Raw genomic sequence first — 19,838 nt, forward strand, 5'->3', positions numbered from 1 at the left:
CTCGACGCTATGCGCGGGGTGTGCGAGGTGGAAGGGGGAGAACTCCCCATTTCACGTCTCGACCCGACGGAGGCGTGGCCGCCCCGGTGTGCTCCGCGGGTCAGCGGCCCGCGATGCGGTCGGCCAGTCGCGCGATCGCCGAGGTGCGCGGCTCGCCGCGGGATTCGCGGCGGTCGGCCATGCCGTACGCGGTATACAAGGCGCGGACAGCGAGCCAGCGGAGCGGCTCGGGTTCCCAGCGCCGTGCACGATGCCCCACCCACGGCAGGCGGGTCAGCTCCGACTCCTCTTCCAGCACGAGATCGGCGAGAGTGCGACCGGCGAGGTTCGTCGTCGCGACGCCGGTTCCGACGTAGCCGCCGGCCCAGCCGAGCCCGCTCGCACGGTCGAAACCGACTGTGGCGGCCCAGTCCCGCGGTACGCCGAGCACCCCCGACCACGCGTGATCGATCGGGACGCCGGATGCCGCGGGGAAGAATCTGTGCAGCAGTTCGGTGAGCGACGCCACGGTGCTCGCCGGCGTCGCGCCGTCGGCGTCGACCCGCGATGCGTACCGGTACGGCACGCCGCGCCCGCCGAACGCGATGCGGCCGTCGGCGGTGCGCTGCGCGTACATGTAGACGTGCGCGGCGTCGCCGAGGGTCGCGGCATCCGTCCACCCGATCTCCTCCCACGCCTCGTCCGGGAGGGGGGCGGTGACGATCATCGACGAGTTCATCGGCAGCCACGTGCGACGTTCGCCGCGCAGGTCGGTCGTGAAGCCCTCCGTTGCGCGGATCACCGCCGCCGCGCGGACGACGCCGCGGTCGGTCACCGCGCGCCCGGGCACGATCTCTATGACCGCCGTGTTCTCGTGGATCGTGACGCCGCGCCGTTCGACGGCGGACGCGAGCCCCGTCAGGAGCTTCACCGGGTGGATGCGGGCGCAGTGCGGATGCCACACCGCGCCGAGCGTGCCCGCGACCCGCACGTGCGCCGCGGTGCGCGCGGCATCCCACCGTTCGACGTCGGTCGCGGGCCACGCCGACTCCGCGGCGAACATCGCATCGAGGCGGGCGAGCTGGGCGGGGCTGCGGGCGATCGTCAGCTCGCCGCCGCGGTGGATGTCGGCGTCGATCCCCTCGGCGGCCGCGACCCGGATGACCTCGTCGACCGTGTCGTTCATCGCGCGCTGCTGACGGATGCCGCCCTCGCGGCCGTATCGCTCGCGTCCACCGGTCACCGAGTTCGTGAGCCATCCGCCGTTGCGCCCGGAGGCGCCGTAGCCCGCGAACCGTCGCTCGAGCACGACGATGCGCAGGTCGGGCCGGCGCTCGGCGAGGTAGTACGCCGTCCAGAGGCCTGTGTACCCGGCGCCGACGATCGCGACGTCGACGTCGAGGTCGCCGGGCAGCGGCGGCCGTGGTGCGGGCAGGCCCTCCTGGTGCCACCAGAACGACACGTCTCCGTTGCGCGTCATGCGATGTCCTTTCCTCAGCGTCGTCCGCCATTGGGCGCTGCCGGACGGATCGACCGGCGAGGACTAGGCTGACCGCACCCCTGCTCCTGCGACCCGAACGGCGAGTGGCGATGACCATACCCCCTGCCCGCGCCTCTGCGCGGACGGATCGTCCGGACGGCGAGGGTGGTCTGCCCAGCGTTCGCGAGGTGCTCTCGCTCGAGGCGCTGCGAGCCGGAAGCCCCGAGGTGCTCGCCGACCCGGCGGCCCTCGACGCTCGCGTTCGCTGGGTGCACGTCGCCGACAGTGCGGGCGTCGCCCGCCTGCTCGACGGCGGCGAGCTGCTGCTGTCGACGGGGTCGGCGTGGCCCGACGACCCGGCGCTCCTGACGGTGTTCGTCGACGAGTTGGTGGATGCCGGGCTGTCGTGCCTCGTGCTCGAGCTCGGCACCCGCTGGGCCGAGACGCCGTCTGCGGTCGTCGACGCCGCCCGTGCCCGCGGTCTCGCGCTCATCGTCCTGCACCGCGAGGTGAAGTTCGTCGCGGTGACCGAGGCCGTCCACCGGCGGATCATCGACGATCAGTCCGTCGCGCTGCGGCTTCGGGAAGAGGTGCGCGCCCGGTTCACCGGGCTCGCCCTGCGGGGTGCGCCCGCCGATCACATCGTCGCCGAAGTCGCCCGCACGCTCGATGCCCCCGTCATCCTGGAGACCCTCGCGCACGACGTCGTCGTGGCCGAGGTCCCGCCGGAGCAGGAGGACCAGGTCCTCACGCGATGGGAGGTCCGCTCGCGTCTCGCGCATCGCGGCGAAGGCCCCGACGACTGGCTGATCGTCCCGGTGGAGGCGCGCGGCATCCGCTGGGGGCATCTTCTCGCTCTCCCCGGACCCGAGCACCCGGCCGGACGCGCCGGCGTCGTCCAGCAGGGGGCGCTCGCGCTCTCGCTCGCGCGACTCGGTGACGGCGACGGCGACGAGTGGGGGCGGATCGGCCGGCACCGGCTGCTCGACCGTCTCGTCGTCGGCCGGGTCACCGGGCAGGTCGCCCCCGCGGTCCGCGTCGAGGCGGCGGGGCTGCCGATCGAGCATGCGCAGCTGCGGGGCCTCGTTGTGACGGGCGTGGCCGTGACGCCGACGGCCGCCGACGACGCGGCCCGCACCATCGGCGGCCGGGCGCTCGCCGGTTCGTCGCCGCTCGGGGCCCCCGGAGCCGCCGGAGCACCCGGGGCTGCGATGCTCCTGTCGTTGCCGGCGCGCGAGCGCGTCGAGGACGACACGATCCGCGCCTTCGCGCTGGCGCTCGGCGGCGACCCCGAGCGTGTGGTCGTGTCGGTCGGTTCCGCCGGGGTCGGGCTCGACGAGGGTCTCGCCTCCCTGCAGGAGGCGATCGACCTCTCCCGCGAAAGCGCCGCGCCGCGGACGACGGTCGCCGTCCCCGAGATCCGCCGCATCGAGCGCCGTCCGCTGACCCGGCTCATCGCCGCCCTCCGCGACGACCACCGCGTCATCGACCACAGCGAGCGGATGCTCGCTCCCCTCATCGACCACGATCTCGCCCGCGGGGGCGGTGACCTGCTCGCCGTCCTCGAGGCCATGCTCGCTCATCCGAGCAACCGCACCGCCGCGGCCTCCGCGTCGCACCTGTCGCGGTCCGTGTTCTACCAGCGGATCGCTCTCATCCAGGACCTGCTCGGTGTCGACCTCGACGACGGCGAGGTGCAGACCGCGCTCCACCTCGCGCTGCTCGTCCGCCGGGCGAGCGTCGGCTGAGCTCATCGGATCATCCGCCGACGTACACCTTGCGGAGGGTCTCGGTGATTGTCCAGACGGTGTCGGTTCCCGCGCTCAGCCGGCCGATCGTGCCCGGGCAGAGCTCGAGCAGTCCGCCCGGGTGGGCGAGCGTCCCCCGCCCCGACAGGACGACGAACACCTCGTCCGCCTCGGTGTCGGTCGAGACGCCGGGCGTGTGCTCCCAGACCCCGATGTCGTGCCCCAGCTCCACCCAACCCGTCGCCGGCGCGCCCTGGCGCACCTGGGCCGCAGGGACGGGCGCCAGCGGGATGGGGATCGCCGCGGCATCCACCACGGTCTGCGGGGCGAGCATCACGAGTCGAATCCCAGACCGAGCGCGTCGAGCGTCCGCAGCAGGGCATTGCGCCGACCGCGCCGATGGTCGGCGCGGTCGAGCGACCACCGCGTCGCCTCGACGCCGATCGCGGCGATCGGCTCGGGCGGGAAGGGGAGCGGGCGCTTGCGCACCATCTCGAGCGCGGTGCGCTCGGTCTCCTCGCCGCTCAGCAGGTCGAGCATGACGTCGCCGGCGAACCGCGTCGATCCGACGCCGAGTCCCGTGAAGCCCGCCGCGTACGCCACGCGACCGCGCCGCGCGGTGCCGAAGAACGCCGCGAACTGGGTCGACGTGTCGATCGCGCCCGCCCACCGGTGCGAGAAGCGCAGCCCCTCGAGCTGCGGGAACGTCGTGAAGAAGTGGCTCGCGAGCGTCTGCCACGAGGCGGGGCGGTCCTCGTAGCGAGGATCGACGCGGCGGCCGTAGTGGTAGACCGCGTCATACCCGCCGAACAGGATGCGGCCGTCACGGGTGGGCCGGTAGTAGTGGAACTGGTTCGCCATGTCGCCGATGCCCTGACGCCCCTGCCAGCCGATCGCCGCCCACTGGTCGCTCGTCAGCGGCTCGGTCATGAGCACGTAGTCGTACACCGGCACCGTCATGAGTCGGTTGCGACGCAGCGGCGACGGGAAGACACCGGTCGCGAGCGCCACCTGGTCGGCGTCCACCCGGCCGTCAGCGGTGACGACCGCGACACCGCCGGATGCCGGGGTCTCGATCGCCTGCACCCGCGACCGTTCGGCGATCACCACGCCGCGCTCCTCGCACGCACGGGCGAGCTCCGCCGCCAACCGGGCGGGGTGGACGAGTGCGGTGGTGTCCTTCTCCCACACCGCGCCGAGGTAGGTGGGTGAGTCGACCTCGCGCCGCGCGGCGTCGGCATCCAGCAGCACGACGCCGGAGTCGCCGCCCGCCGCCCACTCCTCGAGCCAGGCGAGCTGGTGCTCTTCGACCGCCGGTGCCAGCTGGCCGGTGCGCTCGAACTGCACGTCGATGCCGTAGTCGGACTCGGCCGCCTCGATGGCGTCGAGGTTGGCGCGGCCGAGGCGGTCGAGCGTCGGCATCTCGTCGGGCCACCGCGCCTCACCGTTCTCGGGACCGTGCGTGAGGCTCGCCTCGCAGAACCCGCCGTTGCGTCCCGACGCCGCCCAGCCGACCCGGTTCGCCTCGACGACCACGACGCGGCGGCCGGGATCGCGGGTCACCGCGAGCAGGGCCGTCCAGAGCCCCGTGTACCCGCCGCCGACGACGACGAGGTCCGCCCGGTGCGCACCGCGGAGCGGCGGCCGGTCGGGTCGCAACTCCCGCGGGACGTCCTCGGTCCAGAACACGGCGTGCCGGCTGTCGGCGAGGCTGTGATCGATGACGGATGCCGCAGGCCGCCGCCGCTCGAAGACCGTCGTGTGCGCGCTCACGAGTCACCGGCCGCATACACGCGGGAGCCGTCGACGAACGTCTGCAGCACGCGCGTCGCGCCGATGAGGTCGGCGGGCCCGGCGAAGGGGTCGCGGTCGAGGACGGCCAGATCGGCCGCCTTCCCGACCTCGATCGTTCCGGTGGTCTCGTCGAGGTGGTTCACCCACGCCGAACCGGCGGTGTACGCGGTCAGTGAGGTCGCGAGGTCGATCGCCTGCTCCGGCAGGAACGCGTCGTAGTCGCCCTCCTCGTGGCCGGGCGCCGCCTTCCGGTTCACCGCCGTGTGGATCGCCGCGAGGGGGTCCGGGGTCGAGACCGACCAGTCGCTTCCCGCCGCGAGGACCGCCCCCGCCCGGAGCAGATCACCGAACGGGTACTGCCAGGCGATCCGCGGTTCGCCGAGGAACGGCAGGGTGAGGTCGATCATCTGCGGTTCGTAGGTCGCCCACAGTGACTGCATGTTCGCGGCGACCCCGAGCTCGCGGAACCGCGACAGGTCGTCGGGGTGGACCACCTGGAGGTGGGCGATGTGGTGTCGCCCGTCGCTGCGGCCGTTCCGCTCGATGGCGTGGGCGACCGCGTCGAGGCACTGCCGGACGGCCCGGTCGCCGATCGCGTGGAAGTGCACCTGGAACCCGAGGGCATCCAGCTGCGGCACCGCCTCGTTCAGCGTCTCGGGGTCGACGAACGAGATGCCGGAGTTGTCGGTCGGGTGCCCGTGGCCGTCGTGGTACGGCGCGAGCATCGACGCGGTGAAGTTCTCGGCGACGCCGTCCTGCATGATCTTGATGCTCGTGGCCTGGAATCGCCCGTGCGAGAAGCGCTCGCGCCGCTCGACGAGCGAGGGGATCTGCTCGAGGCCGGCGTTTCGGTCCCACCACAGGGCGCCGACGACTTTGCCGGTCAGCGTGCCGTCGAGGGCCGCCTGCCGGTAGGTCTCGCCCTGGTCGACGAGGTCGCTGTAGTCGCCGACGATGGCGTCCTGCCACGCGGTGATGCCGAACGAGTGCAGGTAGCGCTGGCCGGCGAGCATTGCCTCGCGGAGGAAGGCGGGTGACGGGTCGGCCAGGAGCCGGTTGATGAGCGACATCGCCCCCTCGTGGAGCGTCCCGGTGGGGTGACCGTCGGCATCCCGTTCGATGCGGCCGTCGTCGGGGTCGGGGGTGTCGCGGTCGATGCCGGCTCGCCGGAGGGCCTCCGAATTGACCCAGGCGCCATGGCCGTCGCGGTTCGGGAGGAACGCGGGACGATCGGGCAGCACCCGGTCGAGGGTCGCCGCCGTCGGCGTGCCTCCCGGGAACGCGGACATGGCCCACCCGCCGCCGAGAATCCACTCCTCGTCCGGGTGGGATGCCGCATACGCGGCGATCGTGGCGAGGTAGTCGGACTCCGTCGCCCCCTCGCCGAGGTCGCATCGAAGCAGCTCCAGCCCGCCCGACACCGGGTGGACGTGCGCGTCCTGAAACCCGGGGACGAGCAGGCGACCGGCGAGGTCGACGACCTCGGTCCGGGGACCGATGAGGTCGTCGAGGTCGTGCCCGACCGCGACGATGCGGCCGCCCGAGACGGCGACCCCAGAGGCTCGGGATCTGACGGTGTCTGCCGTGAACACGGGGCCTCCCGTGAACACGAGATCAGCGGATGCCACGGGTCAGCCTCCTGCCATGGTTCGGGCGATGTCGGTCGCGGAATCCCCCGCACGGCGCAGCACGAGCGCGACGACGGCGAGGGCGACGAGCGTGAGCAGGAGCATGACGGTCGAGACGGCGGCGATCTCGGGGCGGAGCCCGGACCGGACGGCACTCAGCACGTAGACGGGCCACGGGGTTGCTCCCGAGACTTGCACGAATGCGGCGATCACGGTGTTGTCGAGGCCCAGCGTGAACGAGAGCAGGAACCCCGCGAACACGGCCGGGGCGGCGAGCGGCAGTGTCACTCGCCGGAACGTGTGGAACGGCGTGGCGTAGAGGTCGCTCGACGCCTCTTCGAGGTTCGCGTCCTGACCCACCAGGCGCGCGCGGACGAGATAGGACACGACCGCGGTCGAGAAGAGTGAGGCGCCGATCGACAGACGCACGATGCCGTCGTTGAACACCGCCATGCCGGCATCCTGCCCCAGGGTCACGAACCAGGGGAGGAGGGCGACGGCGTCGACGATCTCGGGGGTGACGGACACGAAGAGGAGCAGCCCGAGGAACCACCAGACCCACCGCCCCGCGTGGCGAGCCATCGCGATGCCCGCGAGCGTGCCGAGGACGGTGGCGATGGCTGCCGAGATCGCCGCCGTCGTGATCGACACGCGGACCGCGGTCTGCACCGCCGGCTTGTCGAGGATCGTGAGGAACGCGTCGAATCCGAACCCCTCCCACGCGACCAGGAGCCGGCCGGTGTTGAAGGAGGAGAAGACGATCACGATGATCGGCGCGAACAGGAACAGCAGCACGAGCACGGCCCAGGCGGTGAGGGCGACGTCGCTCCAGGACCGCTGTCGGCGTCGGTCGCCGCCGGGGACGGTGCCCTCCGCTCGGCGGAGGATCGTCTCGGTCTTCGTGGTCACGCTCATGCCGGGATCTCCAGTCGGGTCCGCATCCGCAGCGGCATCATGACGAGCCAGATGAGGGCTGCGGCGACGGCGATGCTGAGCGCGATCACGAGCATCAGCACGACGGCCATGGCCGATCCGAGCGCCCAGTTCTGTCCCGTCTGGAACTGACTCGCGACGAGCTGGCCGACCATGTTGCCCTGCGCCCCGCCGAGGACGGTCGCGGTGATGTAGTCGCCCATGAGGGGGATGTAGACCAGCAGCACCCCGGCGACGATGCCGGGCCGGGCCAGCGGCAGGGTGATCCGGGCGAACGTCGCGATTTTGCCCGCTCCGAGGTCCTTCGACGCCTCCCGCACGAGCGGCCCGACCCGGTCGAACGCGACGAACAGCGGCAGGATCATGAGCGGCAGGTAGTTGTAGACGACCCCGAGCAGCACCGCCCCACGGGTGTAGAGCAGATCCAGCGGAGCGTCGAGCAGCCCGATCTGCTGCAGGGTGGTCGAGAGCCAGCCCTGCGGCGCGATGATGACCTGCCAGCCGATGGTGCGAACCAGGAAGTTCGTCCAGAACGGGATCAGGATCAGGGCGAGCAGGATGCCGCGGCGCTGGGGGCGCACTTTGAACGCCATCCAGTACGCGACCGGTGCGCCGATGGCGAGACAGAGCGCCGTGCCGAGCACACCGACCCAGAGGGTGTTCTGGAAGGTGGTGAAGAACGTCGGGGACAGCGCCTCGCCGTACCGGTCGAGCGACAGGACGTCGTTGGCATGCGTCCCGAAGATGCCCGGTTTGTAGCCGAAGCTGAACCAGACGACGAGCAGGACGGGAGCGACGAAGAAGGCGACCAGCCACACCCACGCGGGGAGGGCGAGCAGCCCGCCGAGCGATCGTCTACGCACCCGCGGCGGCCTTCATCTCGTTCCAGATCTCGACGCGCGTCGTCTGCGAGTCGTTGAGCTCCTGCTCTTTCATCGTGGCGAGTTGTGTGTCGGTGAAGAAGATGAGGTCGGTGAGCTGCATCCCGGCATCCTTCGCTGCCTGCTCCATGTCCTTTCCGCCCACGTTGTAGCCGATGTAGTCCAGGGCGAGCGCGAGGTTGTCGGGCTCCAAGGAGTAGTTGATGAAGGCGTGCGCGGCCTCGGGATGCGGGGCGCCGGCGGCGATGGCCCAGTTGTCCATCCAGAGCTCGGTCACCGGGCCGGGGAGCACCCACTGCCAACGGTCGGGCTCGCTCGAGTTGAGGAGACCGAGTCGCGCATCGCCGTTCCACGCCTGCATGAGGACCTGCGTTCCCTGCGGGATCGCGTTGGTGCCGGGGTAGGAGTCGAACGCCGAGATGTGCGGGGCGACCTCCTGCACGAGGAAGGTGCGTGCGGCTTCCAGCGCATCCGCGTCGGTCGTGTTCCAGTCGAGGTCGTTCGCCCAGAAGTAGGAGCCCACGATCCCGGCGGGGTCGTCGGACATGCTCGTCCGCCCGCTGGCTTCCTTCTTCGCCGCGTCGAAGAAGTCCGACCAGGTGGAGAGCTCACGGGTGATGACGGTCTTGTCGTACACGAATCCCGTCGTGCCCCACGCCTTGCAGACCGAGTACTCGTTCTGGGGGTCCCAGGCGCGTCCGAGCGAGGTCGGGTCGAGCTGGGACAGGTTGGGGATGAGGTCCTTGTTCAGCTTGGTGAGCAGACCGTTCTCGATCATCTGAGGGATGAAGACGCCCGTCGGGACGACGATGTCGTAGCCGCTCGTCCCCTTGGCGGCCACGAGCTTCGCAATGAGCTCTTCATTGGAGCTGTAGGAGTCGAGCGACACCTTCGGGCCGAGCGTCTTCGTGAAGCCGGACACGACGTCGGGGGAGTCATAGTCGCCCCACGTGTAGACCGAGACGGCGTCCTCGAGTGCGCCACCGGATGCCTGTGCCTGCGGACCGGCACTCGAACCGCCGCCGGGAGTGCAGGCCGCCAGCAGTGCGGCGGCGCCGCCGAGCGCCGCCAGCCCGAGGACGTTGCGGCGCGTGATCTCGCGCCGGATGAGGGGGACCGCGTCGGCGTGGGCGAGGATGCGGATCGGGTTCGGGTCGGTCATCGGTACCTCCGGTGCTGTGGCGGTGCGGTTCGGGTAGGGCGTCAGTCGGTGGGCGGCGGGACGTAGCCGGCCTCTTCGGCCGCGTCGTCGGCGGGGAAGAGCAGGACATCCTCTGCCCGCCAGCGGCAGACGACGGCGTCGCCGAGGGCGAGCCGGGGGGCATCGGGGGTCGGGCGTCGCACGATGAGGCTCTGGTCGTCGCCGAGTCGGACGAGGTACTGCATGGTCTCGCCGAGGTGCGAGACGCCGATGAGCTCGCCGCGCGCTTCGTTGGGTTGCGCGCTCCCGCCCGCATCCGCCTCGATCGACACGTTCTCGGGACGGACGGCTCCCGTGCCGGTGGTCCCCGTGATCGCGCCGGATGCCGCCCGGACCTGCACGTGCAGAGCGTCGACCCCCGAACCGCTGTGGGTGAGCGTGCCGCGGAAGAAGTTCTGCTGACCGACGAAGGCGGCGACGTACGCCGTCGCCGGGCGGGCGTAGACGGTATCGGCGTCGGCGAGCTGTTCGATGTGCCCTTCGCGCATGATCGCGATGCGGTCGCTCATCGAAAGCGCCTCGCCCTGGTCGTGGGTCACGAAGACGAAGGTGATCCCGAGTCGCGACTGCAGGAGCTTCAGCTCGAGCTGCATCTCTTCGCGCAGCTGCCGGTCGAGCGCGCCGAGCGGCTCGTCGAGGAGGAGGACGGAAGGGCGGTTGACGAGGGCCCGCGCCAGAGCGATGCGCTGCTGCTGTCCGCCGGAGAGCTGGGTGGGGCGGCGGCCGGCGAAACGGCGCATCTGCACCATGTCGAGGGCGGCGGTGACCCGCTCCTGGATCTCGGCCTTCGAAGTCCGGCGCTGGGTCAGGCCGTAGGCGATGTTCTCGGCGACCGTCATGTGCGGGAAGAGCGCGTACGCCTGGAAGACGGTGTTGACGTCGCGCCGGTTCGGGGGCGTGCCGCGGACGTCGGCTCCGGAGATCGAGATGGCTCCCGCGTCGGGGTGCTCGAACCCGGCGATCATGCGGAGGGTCGTCGTCTTGCCGCATCCCGAGGGGCCCAACAGGGAGATGAACTCGCCCGGCTCGATCGTGAGGGAGAGATGGTCCACCGCGACCTGGTCGCCGTAGCGTTTGACCACGTCGGTCAGCACGACCGAACCCTGTGGGGCGACCGTCCGGGTCGCGTGTGCGCTGAGGGCTTCGGGTGCCGTCGTCACGGGTGGGCTCCGCTCTCGCGCTCGGGTCAGCGCGTTTCGCGTCATTCAATACGTCCGGGGTGCGCGGCTGCAATCGCCCGCGGCGGGAACCGGACGGAACCGGACGCTCGTGATCCTGGGCCTACAGATTGTCCGGACGGCGTTCACCGATCGGAAACACGGTCTTCTCGCAACGGTTCCCTGTCGCCCTGACGCACCTCACGCGCCGAGCCGACGCGATCTGTCGCTTCGCGGCATCCATACCCGCAGTTCGCGTCGGGTCGGCGGCTGTGTGCGACGGGTCGGCGACGCCCCGGACGGTGAGGGTCGTAGGGTCGGGGGCATGGCACGCGCGCGATTGATCGACCCCCACGAGCTCGACGGCATGATCCGGGATGCCGCTCCGCTGACGGTCCTCGACGTCCGGTGGCGCCTCGACCGACCCGACGGCCGCGCGGACTACGAAGCGGGGCACATACCGACCGCGGTGTACGTGAGCCTCGACGACGAGCTGGCCGCCCACGGCGCGCCGGAGGACGGGCGGCATCCGCTCCCCGAGATCGCCGACCTGCAGACGGCGGCGCGTCGCTGGGGCATCGACAAGGGGCACACCGTCGTCGTGTACGACGACTGGCAGACGTTCGGGGCGTCCCGGGCGTGGTGGGTGCTGACGGATGCCGGTGTCCCCGACGTCCGCGTCCTCGACGGCGGCCTGCGGGCCTGGCGCGACGCCGGCCTCCCGCTCGAGTCGGGCACGGTCCACGCCGCCCGCGGCGACGTGTCGCTCACGCCCCGCCACTTGCCCCGCCTCGACATCGACGAGGCCGGGGCGCTGCCGGCGACCGGCATCCTGTTCGACGTGCGCGCCCCCGAGCGTTACCGCGGCGAGGTCGAGCCGATCGATCCGCGGGCGGGCCACATCCCCGGCGCCGTCAATGCGCCGACCGGCGGCAATGTCGACGAGTCGGGCCGGTTCCGCTCGGCCGAGGAGCTGCGCGCGAGGTACGAGGCGCTCGGCGTCACCGGCGACACGACCGTCGGGGTCAGTTGCGGTTCGGGCGTCTCCGCCGCGCAGGCGGCGTTCGCGCTGAGCCTGGCGGGTATCGACGCGGCGCTGTACGGCGGGTCGTGGAGCCAGTGGTCGAACCACCCCGACCGTCCGGTCGCGACCGGCGACCAGCCGTAGGCGTCAGCCCAGGATCGCCCGCGCCGCACGCTCGCCCGACACGAGCGCGCCCGCGATCGAGGGTGTCTCGCGGTGGTCTCCCGCGACCACGACGCGCTCCGACAGCCGCGCCGGCGACCGGTGCCGCATCGGCGCTCCGAGGGCGGGGAGCGCATTCGGGATGTCGTCGCGCCGCAGCACCTCCCACGACGCGGCCTCGCCGCCCCACATCCTCGTGAGCTGCGCGCGCACGCTCGCCTCGTCGGCAGCATCCCGCAACAGACAGCTCGCCGAGACCAGGTGGCGACCGCTCGGGGCGAAGTCGGGCGCCGTCCGCGACATCACCACGCTGTTCACGATCGGCCCGCTGCGCTCGCCGTCGACGGTCAACAGAGCGGATGCCGGGGCCCCGGCATCCGTCCCGAACCACCACGTCTGCAGCCCGCGCATCGCCGGCGCCGGCTCGCCCGTCAGGCGAGAGACCTGATCGCCGCCCACCGCGACGATCACCTCGCGCGCGGCAACCGTGTCGCCGCCGGCCACGCTGATCTCCGCCCGGTCGTCGCGCACGTCGATCGCGTCCACGGCGTGCGACAGACGGATGTCGGCCCCCGCCGCGCGTGCGAGCCCGGCCAGCCGCCGCGGCAGCACCGCGATGCCCTGCGCGGGAACGCCCGGCCGGCCGAGGGCGAACAGCCGCGTGAGCAGCGTCGCGTACACCGCGGACGTCTCCGCACCGTCGTCGGCGAGCACCCCGGTGAGGAACGGTTCGAGCACGGATCGGCGCAGCGACCCGGTGAGTCCCGCCCGGTCCCACGCCTCGTGCAGCGTCGCATCCGGTCCGTCCGCGACGGATGCCGGTCGCACGAGGGCGGGCATGAGCCACCGCGCGGCGCCCACGACATCGGCGGGCGACACGAGACCCGACAGCGCGCCCGCGATGGTGGCGGGCAGCATCCCGGGGTGCCGCAGCGGGTGCGCGAGGACGTCGGACCGAGCGCCGCGCACCACCCGCACGCCGACGGGGAATGCCCGCAGATCGAGCTCGGCGAGGTCGACCGCGCGTGCGAGGGCGTCGTAGCGCGGGTTCAGCACCTGGAACCCGCGGTCGAGTCGGAACCCGTCGACCACGTCGGTGCGCTGCCGACCGCCGACGTCGTCGCCGGCGTCGAGCACGACGACATCCCGTCCCGAGCTGGCGAGCATCGCCGCGGCGCGGAGCCCGGCGAGGCCGGCACCGACGATCGCGACGTCGTGGAGAGCGGTCATGGCGACAGACTCGCACAGCCCGGTGACGCGGCATCCGTAGTTGAATCGGAGGATGCGAGCTGCTTACATGTACGGCCCCGGTGACGTCCGCGTGGTCGACGCCCCCGAACCTCGGATCGAACAGCCCACCGACGCCGTGCTTCGCACCGTCGTGGCCTGCGTGTGCGGCAGCGACCTGCATCCGTACCACTCGATGGAGCCCAGCGAGGCGGGCCGCTCGATGGGGCACGAGATGATCGGTGTCGTCGAGGAGGTCGGGGCGGACGTCCGCACCGTGACGCCCGGCGACGTCGTCATCGTGCCGTTCGTCTTCTCGTGCGGCGAGTGCGAGTTCTGCCGCGCGGGCCTGCAGACCTCGTGCCGGTTCGCCGGCCTGTCGGTCCCGACCGGCGCCGGTGGCGCGCAGGCCGAGCGTCGCCGCGCTCCCTTCGCCGACGGCACGCTCTACCGCGTCGACGTCGCAGAAGACGACGAGCGGATGCCGGGGCTCCTCACCCTGAGCGATGTCTACGGCACCGGCTGGCACGCCGCTGTCACCGGCGGCGTCGCACCCGGCAAGGACGTCGTCGTCATCGGCGACGGCGCGGTCGGCCTTCTCGCCGTCCTCTCGGCACGACAGCTGGGCGCCGAGCGCATCATCCTCATGGGCCGCCACGAGGCGCGCACCGATCTCGGCCGTCGCTACGGCGCGACCGACGTCGTCGCCGCGCGCGGCGAGGAGGGCGTCGCCGCCGTCCGCGAGCTGACCGGTGGCTTCGGAGCGCACGTCGTGATCGACGCGGTCGGGCACCTTCCCGCGTACGAGCAGGCGCTCGGCGCCGTCCGCGCCGGCGGCACCGTGACCCGCGTGGGCGTGCCGCAGTACGCCGATGCGCCGTTGCAGCGGGTGCAATTCACGGGGAACGTGACCGTCACCGGTGGCGTCGCCCCGGTGCGCGCGTACATCGACGACCTCCTGCCGGGCGTCCTCGACGGTACTGTCGACCCCGGGGCCGTCTTCGATCGCGAAATGAGCCTCGGCGAAGCCGCAGACGGCTACCGCCTGATGGATGACCGCGCCGCCCTGAAAGTGATGCTCCGCCCGTGACCACAGCCCCCGCCCCGCTCTCGGGCGTCCAGTTCTCGCTGCGCTCCGGCGCCTACGACGCCGTCATCGCCTCGGTGGGTGCCACCCTCCGGGAGCTCCGCCACGACGGCCGCGACCTCGTCGTCCCGTTCGAGGCCGACCAGGTGCGACCCGACTACCGCGGCGCGACCCTGGCGCCCTGGCCGAACCGCATCGTCGACGGCGAGTACGAGTTCGACGGCGAGGAGCTCGTCACCGCGCTCACCGAGCCGGACCGGTCGCACGCGCTGCACGGGCTCGTCGCGTGGCTCGACTTCGCCGAGGTCGAGCGCACCGACAGCAGCGTGACGCTCGCTGCGACGATCGAGGCGCAGACGGGTTATCCGTGGCGCGTGCGCGTCGAGACGACCTACGCGCTCGCCGCCGACGGCCTGACCCAGACCGTCCGCGCCCGGAACCTCGGCACGAAGCCCGCGCCGTTCGGCACCGGCCCGCACCCGTACGTGGTCGCCGGCCCCGCGCCGCTCGACGAGTGGACGCTCGCGCTGCCCGCGGCATCCGTTCTCGAAGTCACCCCCGACCGGCTCAGCCCCGTCGCCGTGCACGCCGTCACCGACTACGAGCCCGACCGCTTCGACCGTCGTGCGCCGCGGGTCCTCGGTGACGTCGAGCTCGACCACGCGTTCACCGACATCGAGACGGATGCCGACGGCACCGCCACGGTCCGCGTCACCGACCCGTCGGGTGTCGGCGTCGAGGTCACGTGGGGCGCCGAGTGCCCGTGGGTGCAGGTGCACACCGCCGACAAGCCGGCCGGAGCCGCCCACCCGGGGCACCGGAAGGGTCTCGCTGTCGAGCCGATGACGTGCGCGCCCGATGCGTTCAACGCGCGCCGGTACGACTACGACGCGGGGCTGCTCGTGCTGGCGCCCGGGGCGACGTTCGCGGCATCCTGGCGCATCTCGGCCCTCTGATAGCCGTCGTCCTTAGGATGGCGACATGACGTCGACGTCCTCCTCCCTGCCCCGGTCCACTCCGTCTGCGCAGGGGGTGGATGCCGCTGGCGTCGACCGCCTGATCGACGCGATCAGCCAGACCGACACCGAGATGCACAGTCTCATGGTGGTGCGTCACGGACACGTCATCGCCGAGGGATGGTGGGCGCCGTTCGCGCCAGATCTGAAGCACCTCGTCTACTCGCTGTCGAAGACGTTCACGTCCGCCGCGGCGGGTCTCGCGATCGCCGAGGGCCGTTTCGGGCTCGACGACGTGATGGTCGATCACTTCCCCGAGCTGGTCCCCGACGACCTCGACGAGAAGTACCGCCGCTACCTCGTCCGCCACGCGCTGACGATGGCGAGCGGCCACGAGTCCGAGGCGCTCGACCGCGCTGCGGCGGCCTCGCGCGAGGCCGGCGGCGACGTCCTCGGCGGGTTCTTCCGTGTGGCGCCCGACCGTGAACCCGGGTCGGTCTTCGCGTACAGCCAGCCCACGATCTACGGGGTCGGGCGCCTGGTCGCGAAGACGACCGGCGGCACGATCCTCGACTACCTGCGCCCTCGGCTGCTCGATCCGCTCGGAATCGACGAGGCGCAGTGGATGATGCTCGGAGACGTCGAGATGGGCTTCAGCGGCATCCATGTCTTCACGGAATCGCTCGCCAAGACCGGTCAGCTCATGCTCGACGGCGGACGCTGGCAGGGTGAGCAGATCCTCGACCCGGAGTGGGTGGCGACTGCCACGTCGAAGCAGATGGACAACGACACCGCGCATCGCGGTCCGGGTGCTCCGGATCCGATCGACTGGCAGCAGGGCTACGGCTTCCAGTACTGGATGAACCGGCACGGGTTCCGCGGTGACGGTGCGTACGGGCAGTTCATCATCGTGTGGCCCGAAGAGGATGCCGTCATCATCACGACGGCCGAGACGATCGACATGCAGACGCTGCTGAACCTCATCACGGAGCACCTTCGCCCCGCGATGACCGGGGCGGGGACGGACGAGGCGGATGCCGCGCTCGCCGAGCGGCTGTCGTCGCTCGCTCTGCCGCTGCCCGATGACGCGGGCACCGGCTTCTCGGGAACGTTCGACGTCGATGCGACCGCTTACCCGCCCGGACCGTTCACGAGCGGCGGGCCGGTGCCGGGTGCCGAACGGGTCGAGGTCGCCGAGACCGGCGCAGGATGGACGATCCGCTTCCTGGGCGACGGGATCGACGTGACGCTGCCCGTCGGCCGCGGCGCGTGGGCGTCGGGGGAGTGGCCGGCACCCGCCGACGGGCTCGACGGGGTACCGTTCCGATCGGTCGCCGGCGTCGACGCGGACGGCGTGTGGCACGCGCGCCTGCGCATGATCCAGACTCCGCACGCCCTCCGGGTCGACATCGCCCCCGGCGGAAAGGCGTCGCTGGCCTGGCGGTTCCCGCCGCTGCGCGGTGACGGGCCGGCCGGTCACGCCCTGCCGTCGCTCGACTGACCGGCATCCCGAGGCCCTTGCTCGGTAGACTGAGGGGCAAGGGGTGAGCGGTGGCGGAGAATGAGCGGGTCAGGACCCGGGACGTCGTCGCCGAGGGGCTCTACATCGCGTCCGCGGCGACACGTTTGGCGTTGAAGAACCGCATCCTCGTCGACATCCTCGTGCAGGGTGACGACTTCGATTCGGAACGCTTCATGGGCGACGCCCGCGACATCCTGATCTCGCTGGCCGAAGAGGCCGAAGCGGATGCCGCCCGCACCGAGCGCGAGCGCAAGGCCGCCCGCAACCGGTACTCCGACTCGAGCGGTACGCATGATTACCGCAGTCGCGACGTCCGTAACCTCCGTCGCCGGCGCAAACAGTCGCTGCACGTCGCGAAGGAACTCCGGGTCCGCGCCGACGACCAGGAGGAGCTCCGCAAGCTCATCGCCGACGCGCGCGACGCCGCGTGGGCCGAGGTGTCGAACAACATCGACCGGTCGCTGCGGATCGCGGCGGCCCGTCCCGACCTCGACGCCGACTACGACCGGATGCGGGTGGCCCGCATGCAGGCGCTGCGCCTCGTCGACCTCCCGAAGCTCCGCGCCCACCGCCGGAGCGCCGCGAAGCAGCAGGCGCTCCGCGACGAGGGCGTCGAGCCCGAGCCGATCCTCGAGGCGGGCCCGGGCGGCGTCGATCCGGGCGAGCTGGAGTAGGGCTCCTCGATGAGTCGTCGCTTCGTCGGGGTGATCGTGATCCTCGCAGCAGCGACGGTTCTCACCGGCTGCGCGGCCGGGGTCACGGTGACGGGCAGCGGCTCTCCGGCTCTCATCATCGACGATGGCTTCCTCACCGGCGACCAGGCATTGATCCAAGGAACGCTCGCCGTCACGGAATCAGGGTGCGTGGGCATCGCCGGCGTGGGCGGCGAGACGTACCCTGCCGTCTGGCCTCGGGGGACGGCGCTCCTCAGTGGCCCCGACACCGCGATCCACGTTCCGGGCGTCGGAGCCGTTCGCATCGGCGACGAGGTGGAGGGTGCCGGCGGGTATTACGACGTCGGGACCACGCCCGCTCTGGACAACGTCGCGGAGCGGTGCGATTGGCAGGGTGAGGTCATCGGCATCCGCTTCGAGTGAACGGGGGCTGGCGGGCCGCCTCGATTTCGGATTACCGGCAGCGGTGACGTATGCTGTTCCTCGGCCCGGAAACAGGCCATGCGCCCGTAGCTCAATGGATAGAGCATCTGACTACGGATCAGAAGGTTAGGGGTTCGAGTCCCTTCGGGCGCACACTGTGTTGAGACAGTCTGAGAACAGCCCCGCTTCGGCGGGGCTTTTCTTGTTCTCCGGGTGGCCCCCGCGTTCTGGGTCGGCCTTGGCTGGTGACGCGCGGCTGTCGTCGCCGGTGTCCGTCTGCCACAGACTGACCAACTCGGATGCGAGCTCCGGAACGTGTACACGCTGGACCGACGCCGGTTGACCCGCCTGGGGCGTACCGCAATCGCGCGATTGCCGGGCGGGCTACTCGAGACGAGGATCATGCCTCTCGAAGGCTTCGAAGATGTCGGCTTTATCTCGACATGGGAGGACCCCGATGAGGGCGAAGCACTCTTATGAAAGACGTCCAGCTGCTCGCTCTGGTTCAAACGCGGACATCAGTATCCGAGTCCCTGCTCTGGGTCCTGAGTCGGCGAGCCGAGCCAAGTTCCAGGGTCAGCGGCCCCCCATTATGTCGATCAACCATCCACGAAGCGGTTGCGGAAAGCGTTCAACGCGAGTGTCCAGCAGAATCCAGCGCACGGCTTCGCCGCCGGCCCGCCTGAGTCCGGAGATCGTTGCGGGTATCAACGAGGCAGGGGTCCTGCGCTCGAGCAGTTCGACGAGAGATCGTCGATATGACCACTGATCGTTACTGGCGCCGACATGGGCCAGGGTCCCAACTACAGGGTCGCGCACGTCGGGGGCGTTGATTGCCTCATCCGCGGACATCAGCCCGGCACGCAAACCATCCAGCTTCCTGAACTCCGCCTCATCGTAGGCAACTGAGCAAGCATTATTTACAGCGAGCAGCGTGCGATCCGGGTCCGCGCGCCACGCGGCATGCCAATGATCGCGGCGGACCGCGCTGAGCAGCCGCTCGGTCCCCGAGTTCTCCCACTCATCGGTAGGGTCAAGCATCGCGAGGAGGTCGATCATCTCGGGACCTCTTACATGCGCGGACTTGCCAGCTGACTCGATCAATGAGTCGATCCGATCCGCGATCGACCCGGAGGGCGGTGGCGATGTAGCGACAACTCGAACCCCAGCCATCAGATCTTCGACGGTTCGAAATCGCTCAAGTGGCTCTCGGCGCGTTGATCGGTTTACAACACTGGTCAACGGGCCGCGAGGGTCGGGTGGGAAGTCCGGCCAAGTACCTTCGCTCAAGAACTGTACGAGCTTTCCCAAGCTGTAGATGTCCGACTGCTGGGTGGCGCTGCGAAGATCGATTCGTTGCTCGGGGGATACGAATGCCGGACTGCCGTACCCTCCAACACCCATCGAGGTCTGGTAGCTCGTCGGCAACGACGAGGACACTGACAGGCCAAAGTCGCTGACTACCCAAGTCTCGCCCACCTTCAGAACATTGTTCGGCGAGAGATCTCGATGAAGAACACCGTTGGCGTGGAGGTAGGTCAAGGCGCTCGCGACCGGCTCGAGAAGAGCCAAGAGTTCGGCGGCCGCTACGCCACCTGTTGGAACCGAGTTCAAGAGGCTGCCTCCACTTGCAAGCGGCATTACGTACCACGGAACGTCCACGTCGACGCCGCTATCGAGAATGGAAATGACATTGGGGTGCGCCATCGATGCTCCGATCGCGATCTCTCGCTGAAAGCGGGCCATAGAGGCTCGGTCCTCGAGACGCTCCAGCTTCATCATCTTCAGCGCGAGATCCGGGCTCCCTGCGGAGGCATGACTGTCTCGTACACGGAGCACCTCGCCGAACGCGCCCTCTCCGAGCTCAGCCCGGACCTCGTACCGGCCACCGATGAGGAGAGTCATGTCGCCAACGCTAGGTGATCCCACGACGAACGATGGCCTACCGCAATGTCTGAGACT

The 19,838-nt window shown here is 70.8% G+C and carries 17 protein-coding genes and 1 tRNA gene; 8 read left to right on the forward strand and 10 right to left on the reverse strand.

The window, feature by feature from the left end; all coding sequences use genetic code 11:
- Nucleotides 1-100: 100 nt before the first annotated feature.
- Entirely contained in the window at nt 101-1,459 is a 1,359-nt protein-coding gene (locus ABQ271_RS02600) for an FAD-dependent oxidoreductase (RefSeq protein WP_349309988.1), read from the reverse strand.
- A 110-nt stretch (nt 1,460-1,569) separates the two neighbouring features.
- On the opposite strand from ABQ271_RS02600, the gene ABQ271_RS02605 reads away from it, so the two are divergent.
- Nucleotides 1,570-3,207, forward strand: coding sequence for a PucR family transcriptional regulator (locus ABQ271_RS02605; RefSeq protein WP_349309989.1), 1,638 nt, complete (start codon nt 1,570-1,572; stop codon nt 3,205-3,207).
- Between the two features lie 10 nt (nt 3,208-3,217).
- Here the strand turns inward: ABQ271_RS02605 and ABQ271_RS02610 are convergent, their stop codons facing one another.
- From ABQ271_RS02610 to ABQ271_RS02640, 7 genes are read right to left on the reverse strand one after another with little or no spacing between them, the layout of a single operon-like run.
- Nucleotides 3,218-3,541, reverse strand: coding sequence for a cupin domain-containing protein (locus ABQ271_RS02610; protein ID WP_349310931.1), 324 nt, complete (start codon nt 3,539-3,541; stop codon nt 3,218-3,220).
- Nucleotides 3,541-4,980: an FAD-dependent oxidoreductase gene (locus ABQ271_RS02615; protein WP_349309990.1), complete on the reverse strand. Its 1,440-nt coding sequence runs from the start codon at nt 4,978-4,980 to the stop codon at nt 3,541-3,543. The genes ABQ271_RS02610 and ABQ271_RS02615 overlap by 1 nt, the downstream gene beginning before the upstream one ends.
- Nucleotides 4,977-6,629, reverse strand: coding sequence for an amidohydrolase family protein (locus tag ABQ271_RS02620; protein ID WP_349309991.1), 1,653 nt, complete (start codon nt 6,627-6,629; stop codon nt 4,977-4,979). Before ABQ271_RS02620 ends, ABQ271_RS02615 begins: the two co-directional genes overlap by 4 nt.
- A gap of 3 nt (nt 6,630-6,632) precedes the next feature.
- Nucleotides 6,633-7,544 (reverse strand): ABC transporter permease, encoded by a 912-nt coding sequence (locus ABQ271_RS02625; RefSeq protein ID WP_349309992.1) that lies wholly within the window; start codon nt 7,542-7,544, stop codon nt 6,633-6,635.
- On the reverse strand, nt 7,541-8,425 hold the full coding sequence (locus tag ABQ271_RS02630; protein ID WP_349309993.1) for an ABC transporter permease: 885 nt from the start codon (nt 8,423-8,425) through the stop codon (nt 7,541-7,543). The genes ABQ271_RS02625 and ABQ271_RS02630 overlap by 4 nt, the downstream gene beginning before the upstream one ends.
- On the reverse strand, nt 8,418-9,605 hold the full coding sequence (locus tag ABQ271_RS02635) for a spermidine/putrescine ABC transporter substrate-binding protein (RefSeq protein ID WP_349309994.1): 1,188 nt from the start codon (nt 9,603-9,605) through the stop codon (nt 8,418-8,420). Before ABQ271_RS02635 ends, ABQ271_RS02630 begins: the two co-directional genes overlap by 8 nt.
- Before the next feature lie 41 nt (nt 9,606-9,646).
- Complete coding sequence (locus tag ABQ271_RS02640) at nt 9,647-10,804, reverse strand: ABC transporter ATP-binding protein (RefSeq protein ID WP_349309995.1); 1,158 nt, start codon at nt 10,802-10,804, stop codon at nt 9,647-9,649.
- Between the two features lie 322 nt (nt 10,805-11,126).
- Between ABQ271_RS02640 and ABQ271_RS02645 the strand changes: the two genes are divergently transcribed.
- Nucleotides 11,127-11,969 (forward strand): sulfurtransferase, encoded by an 843-nt coding sequence (locus ABQ271_RS02645; protein ID WP_349309996.1) that lies wholly within the window; start codon nt 11,127-11,129, stop codon nt 11,967-11,969.
- 3 nt (nt 11,970-11,972) lie between these two features.
- On the opposite strand, the gene ABQ271_RS02650 is transcribed toward ABQ271_RS02645, so the two are convergent.
- The gene (locus ABQ271_RS02650) at nt 11,973-13,217 is read right to left on the reverse strand and encodes an FAD-dependent oxidoreductase (protein ID WP_349309997.1); all 1,245 of its coding nucleotides are present in this window, start codon (nt 13,215-13,217) and stop codon (nt 11,973-11,975) included.
- A 52-nt stretch (nt 13,218-13,269) separates the two neighbouring features.
- On the opposite strand from ABQ271_RS02650, the gene ABQ271_RS02655 reads away from it, so the two are divergent.
- The 6 genes from ABQ271_RS02655 to ABQ271_RS02680 all read left to right on the forward strand — a co-directional run bounded on the left by ABQ271_RS02655 (nt 13,270) and on the right by ABQ271_RS02680 (nt 18,029).
- Nucleotides 13,270-14,304, forward strand: a complete 1,035-nt coding sequence (locus tag ABQ271_RS02655) for a zinc-binding dehydrogenase (protein ID WP_349309998.1) — start codon at nt 13,270-13,272, stop codon at nt 14,302-14,304.
- On the forward strand, nt 14,301-15,257 hold the full coding sequence (locus tag ABQ271_RS02660) for an aldose 1-epimerase family protein (protein ID WP_349309999.1): 957 nt from the start codon (nt 14,301-14,303) through the stop codon (nt 15,255-15,257). The genes ABQ271_RS02655 and ABQ271_RS02660 overlap by 4 nt, the downstream gene beginning before the upstream one ends.
- Before the next feature lie 25 nt (nt 15,258-15,282).
- Nucleotides 15,283-16,758: a serine hydrolase gene (locus ABQ271_RS02665; protein WP_349310000.1), complete on the forward strand. Its 1,476-nt coding sequence runs from the start codon at nt 15,283-15,285 to the stop codon at nt 16,756-16,758.
- 50 nt (nt 16,759-16,808) lie between these two features.
- The gene (locus tag ABQ271_RS02670; protein WP_349310001.1) at nt 16,809-17,453 is read left to right on the forward strand and encodes an asparagine synthase; all 645 of its coding nucleotides are present in this window, start codon (nt 16,809-16,811) and stop codon (nt 17,451-17,453) included.
- 9 nt (nt 17,454-17,462) lie between these two features.
- Nucleotides 17,463-17,876: a hypothetical protein gene (locus tag ABQ271_RS02675; protein ID WP_349310002.1), complete on the forward strand. Its 414-nt coding sequence runs from the start codon at nt 17,463-17,465 to the stop codon at nt 17,874-17,876.
- Between the two features lie 80 nt (nt 17,877-17,956).
- Nucleotides 17,957-18,029 (forward strand) — tRNA-Arg (locus ABQ271_RS02680).
- Between the two features lie 423 nt (nt 18,030-18,452).
- On the opposite strand, the gene ABQ271_RS02685 is transcribed toward ABQ271_RS02680, so the two are convergent.
- The gene (locus ABQ271_RS02685; RefSeq protein WP_349310003.1) at nt 18,453-19,781 is read right to left on the reverse strand and encodes a serine/threonine-protein kinase; all 1,329 of its coding nucleotides are present in this window, start codon (nt 19,779-19,781) and stop codon (nt 18,453-18,455) included.
- Between the last annotated feature and the right edge of the window lie 57 nt (nt 19,782-19,838).

Origin of the sequence: Microbacterium sp. MM2322 (assembly GCF_964186585.1) — a bacterium.
In the GTDB taxonomy this organism is placed as follows: Bacteria; Actinomycetota; Actinomycetes; order Actinomycetales; family Microbacteriaceae; genus Microbacterium.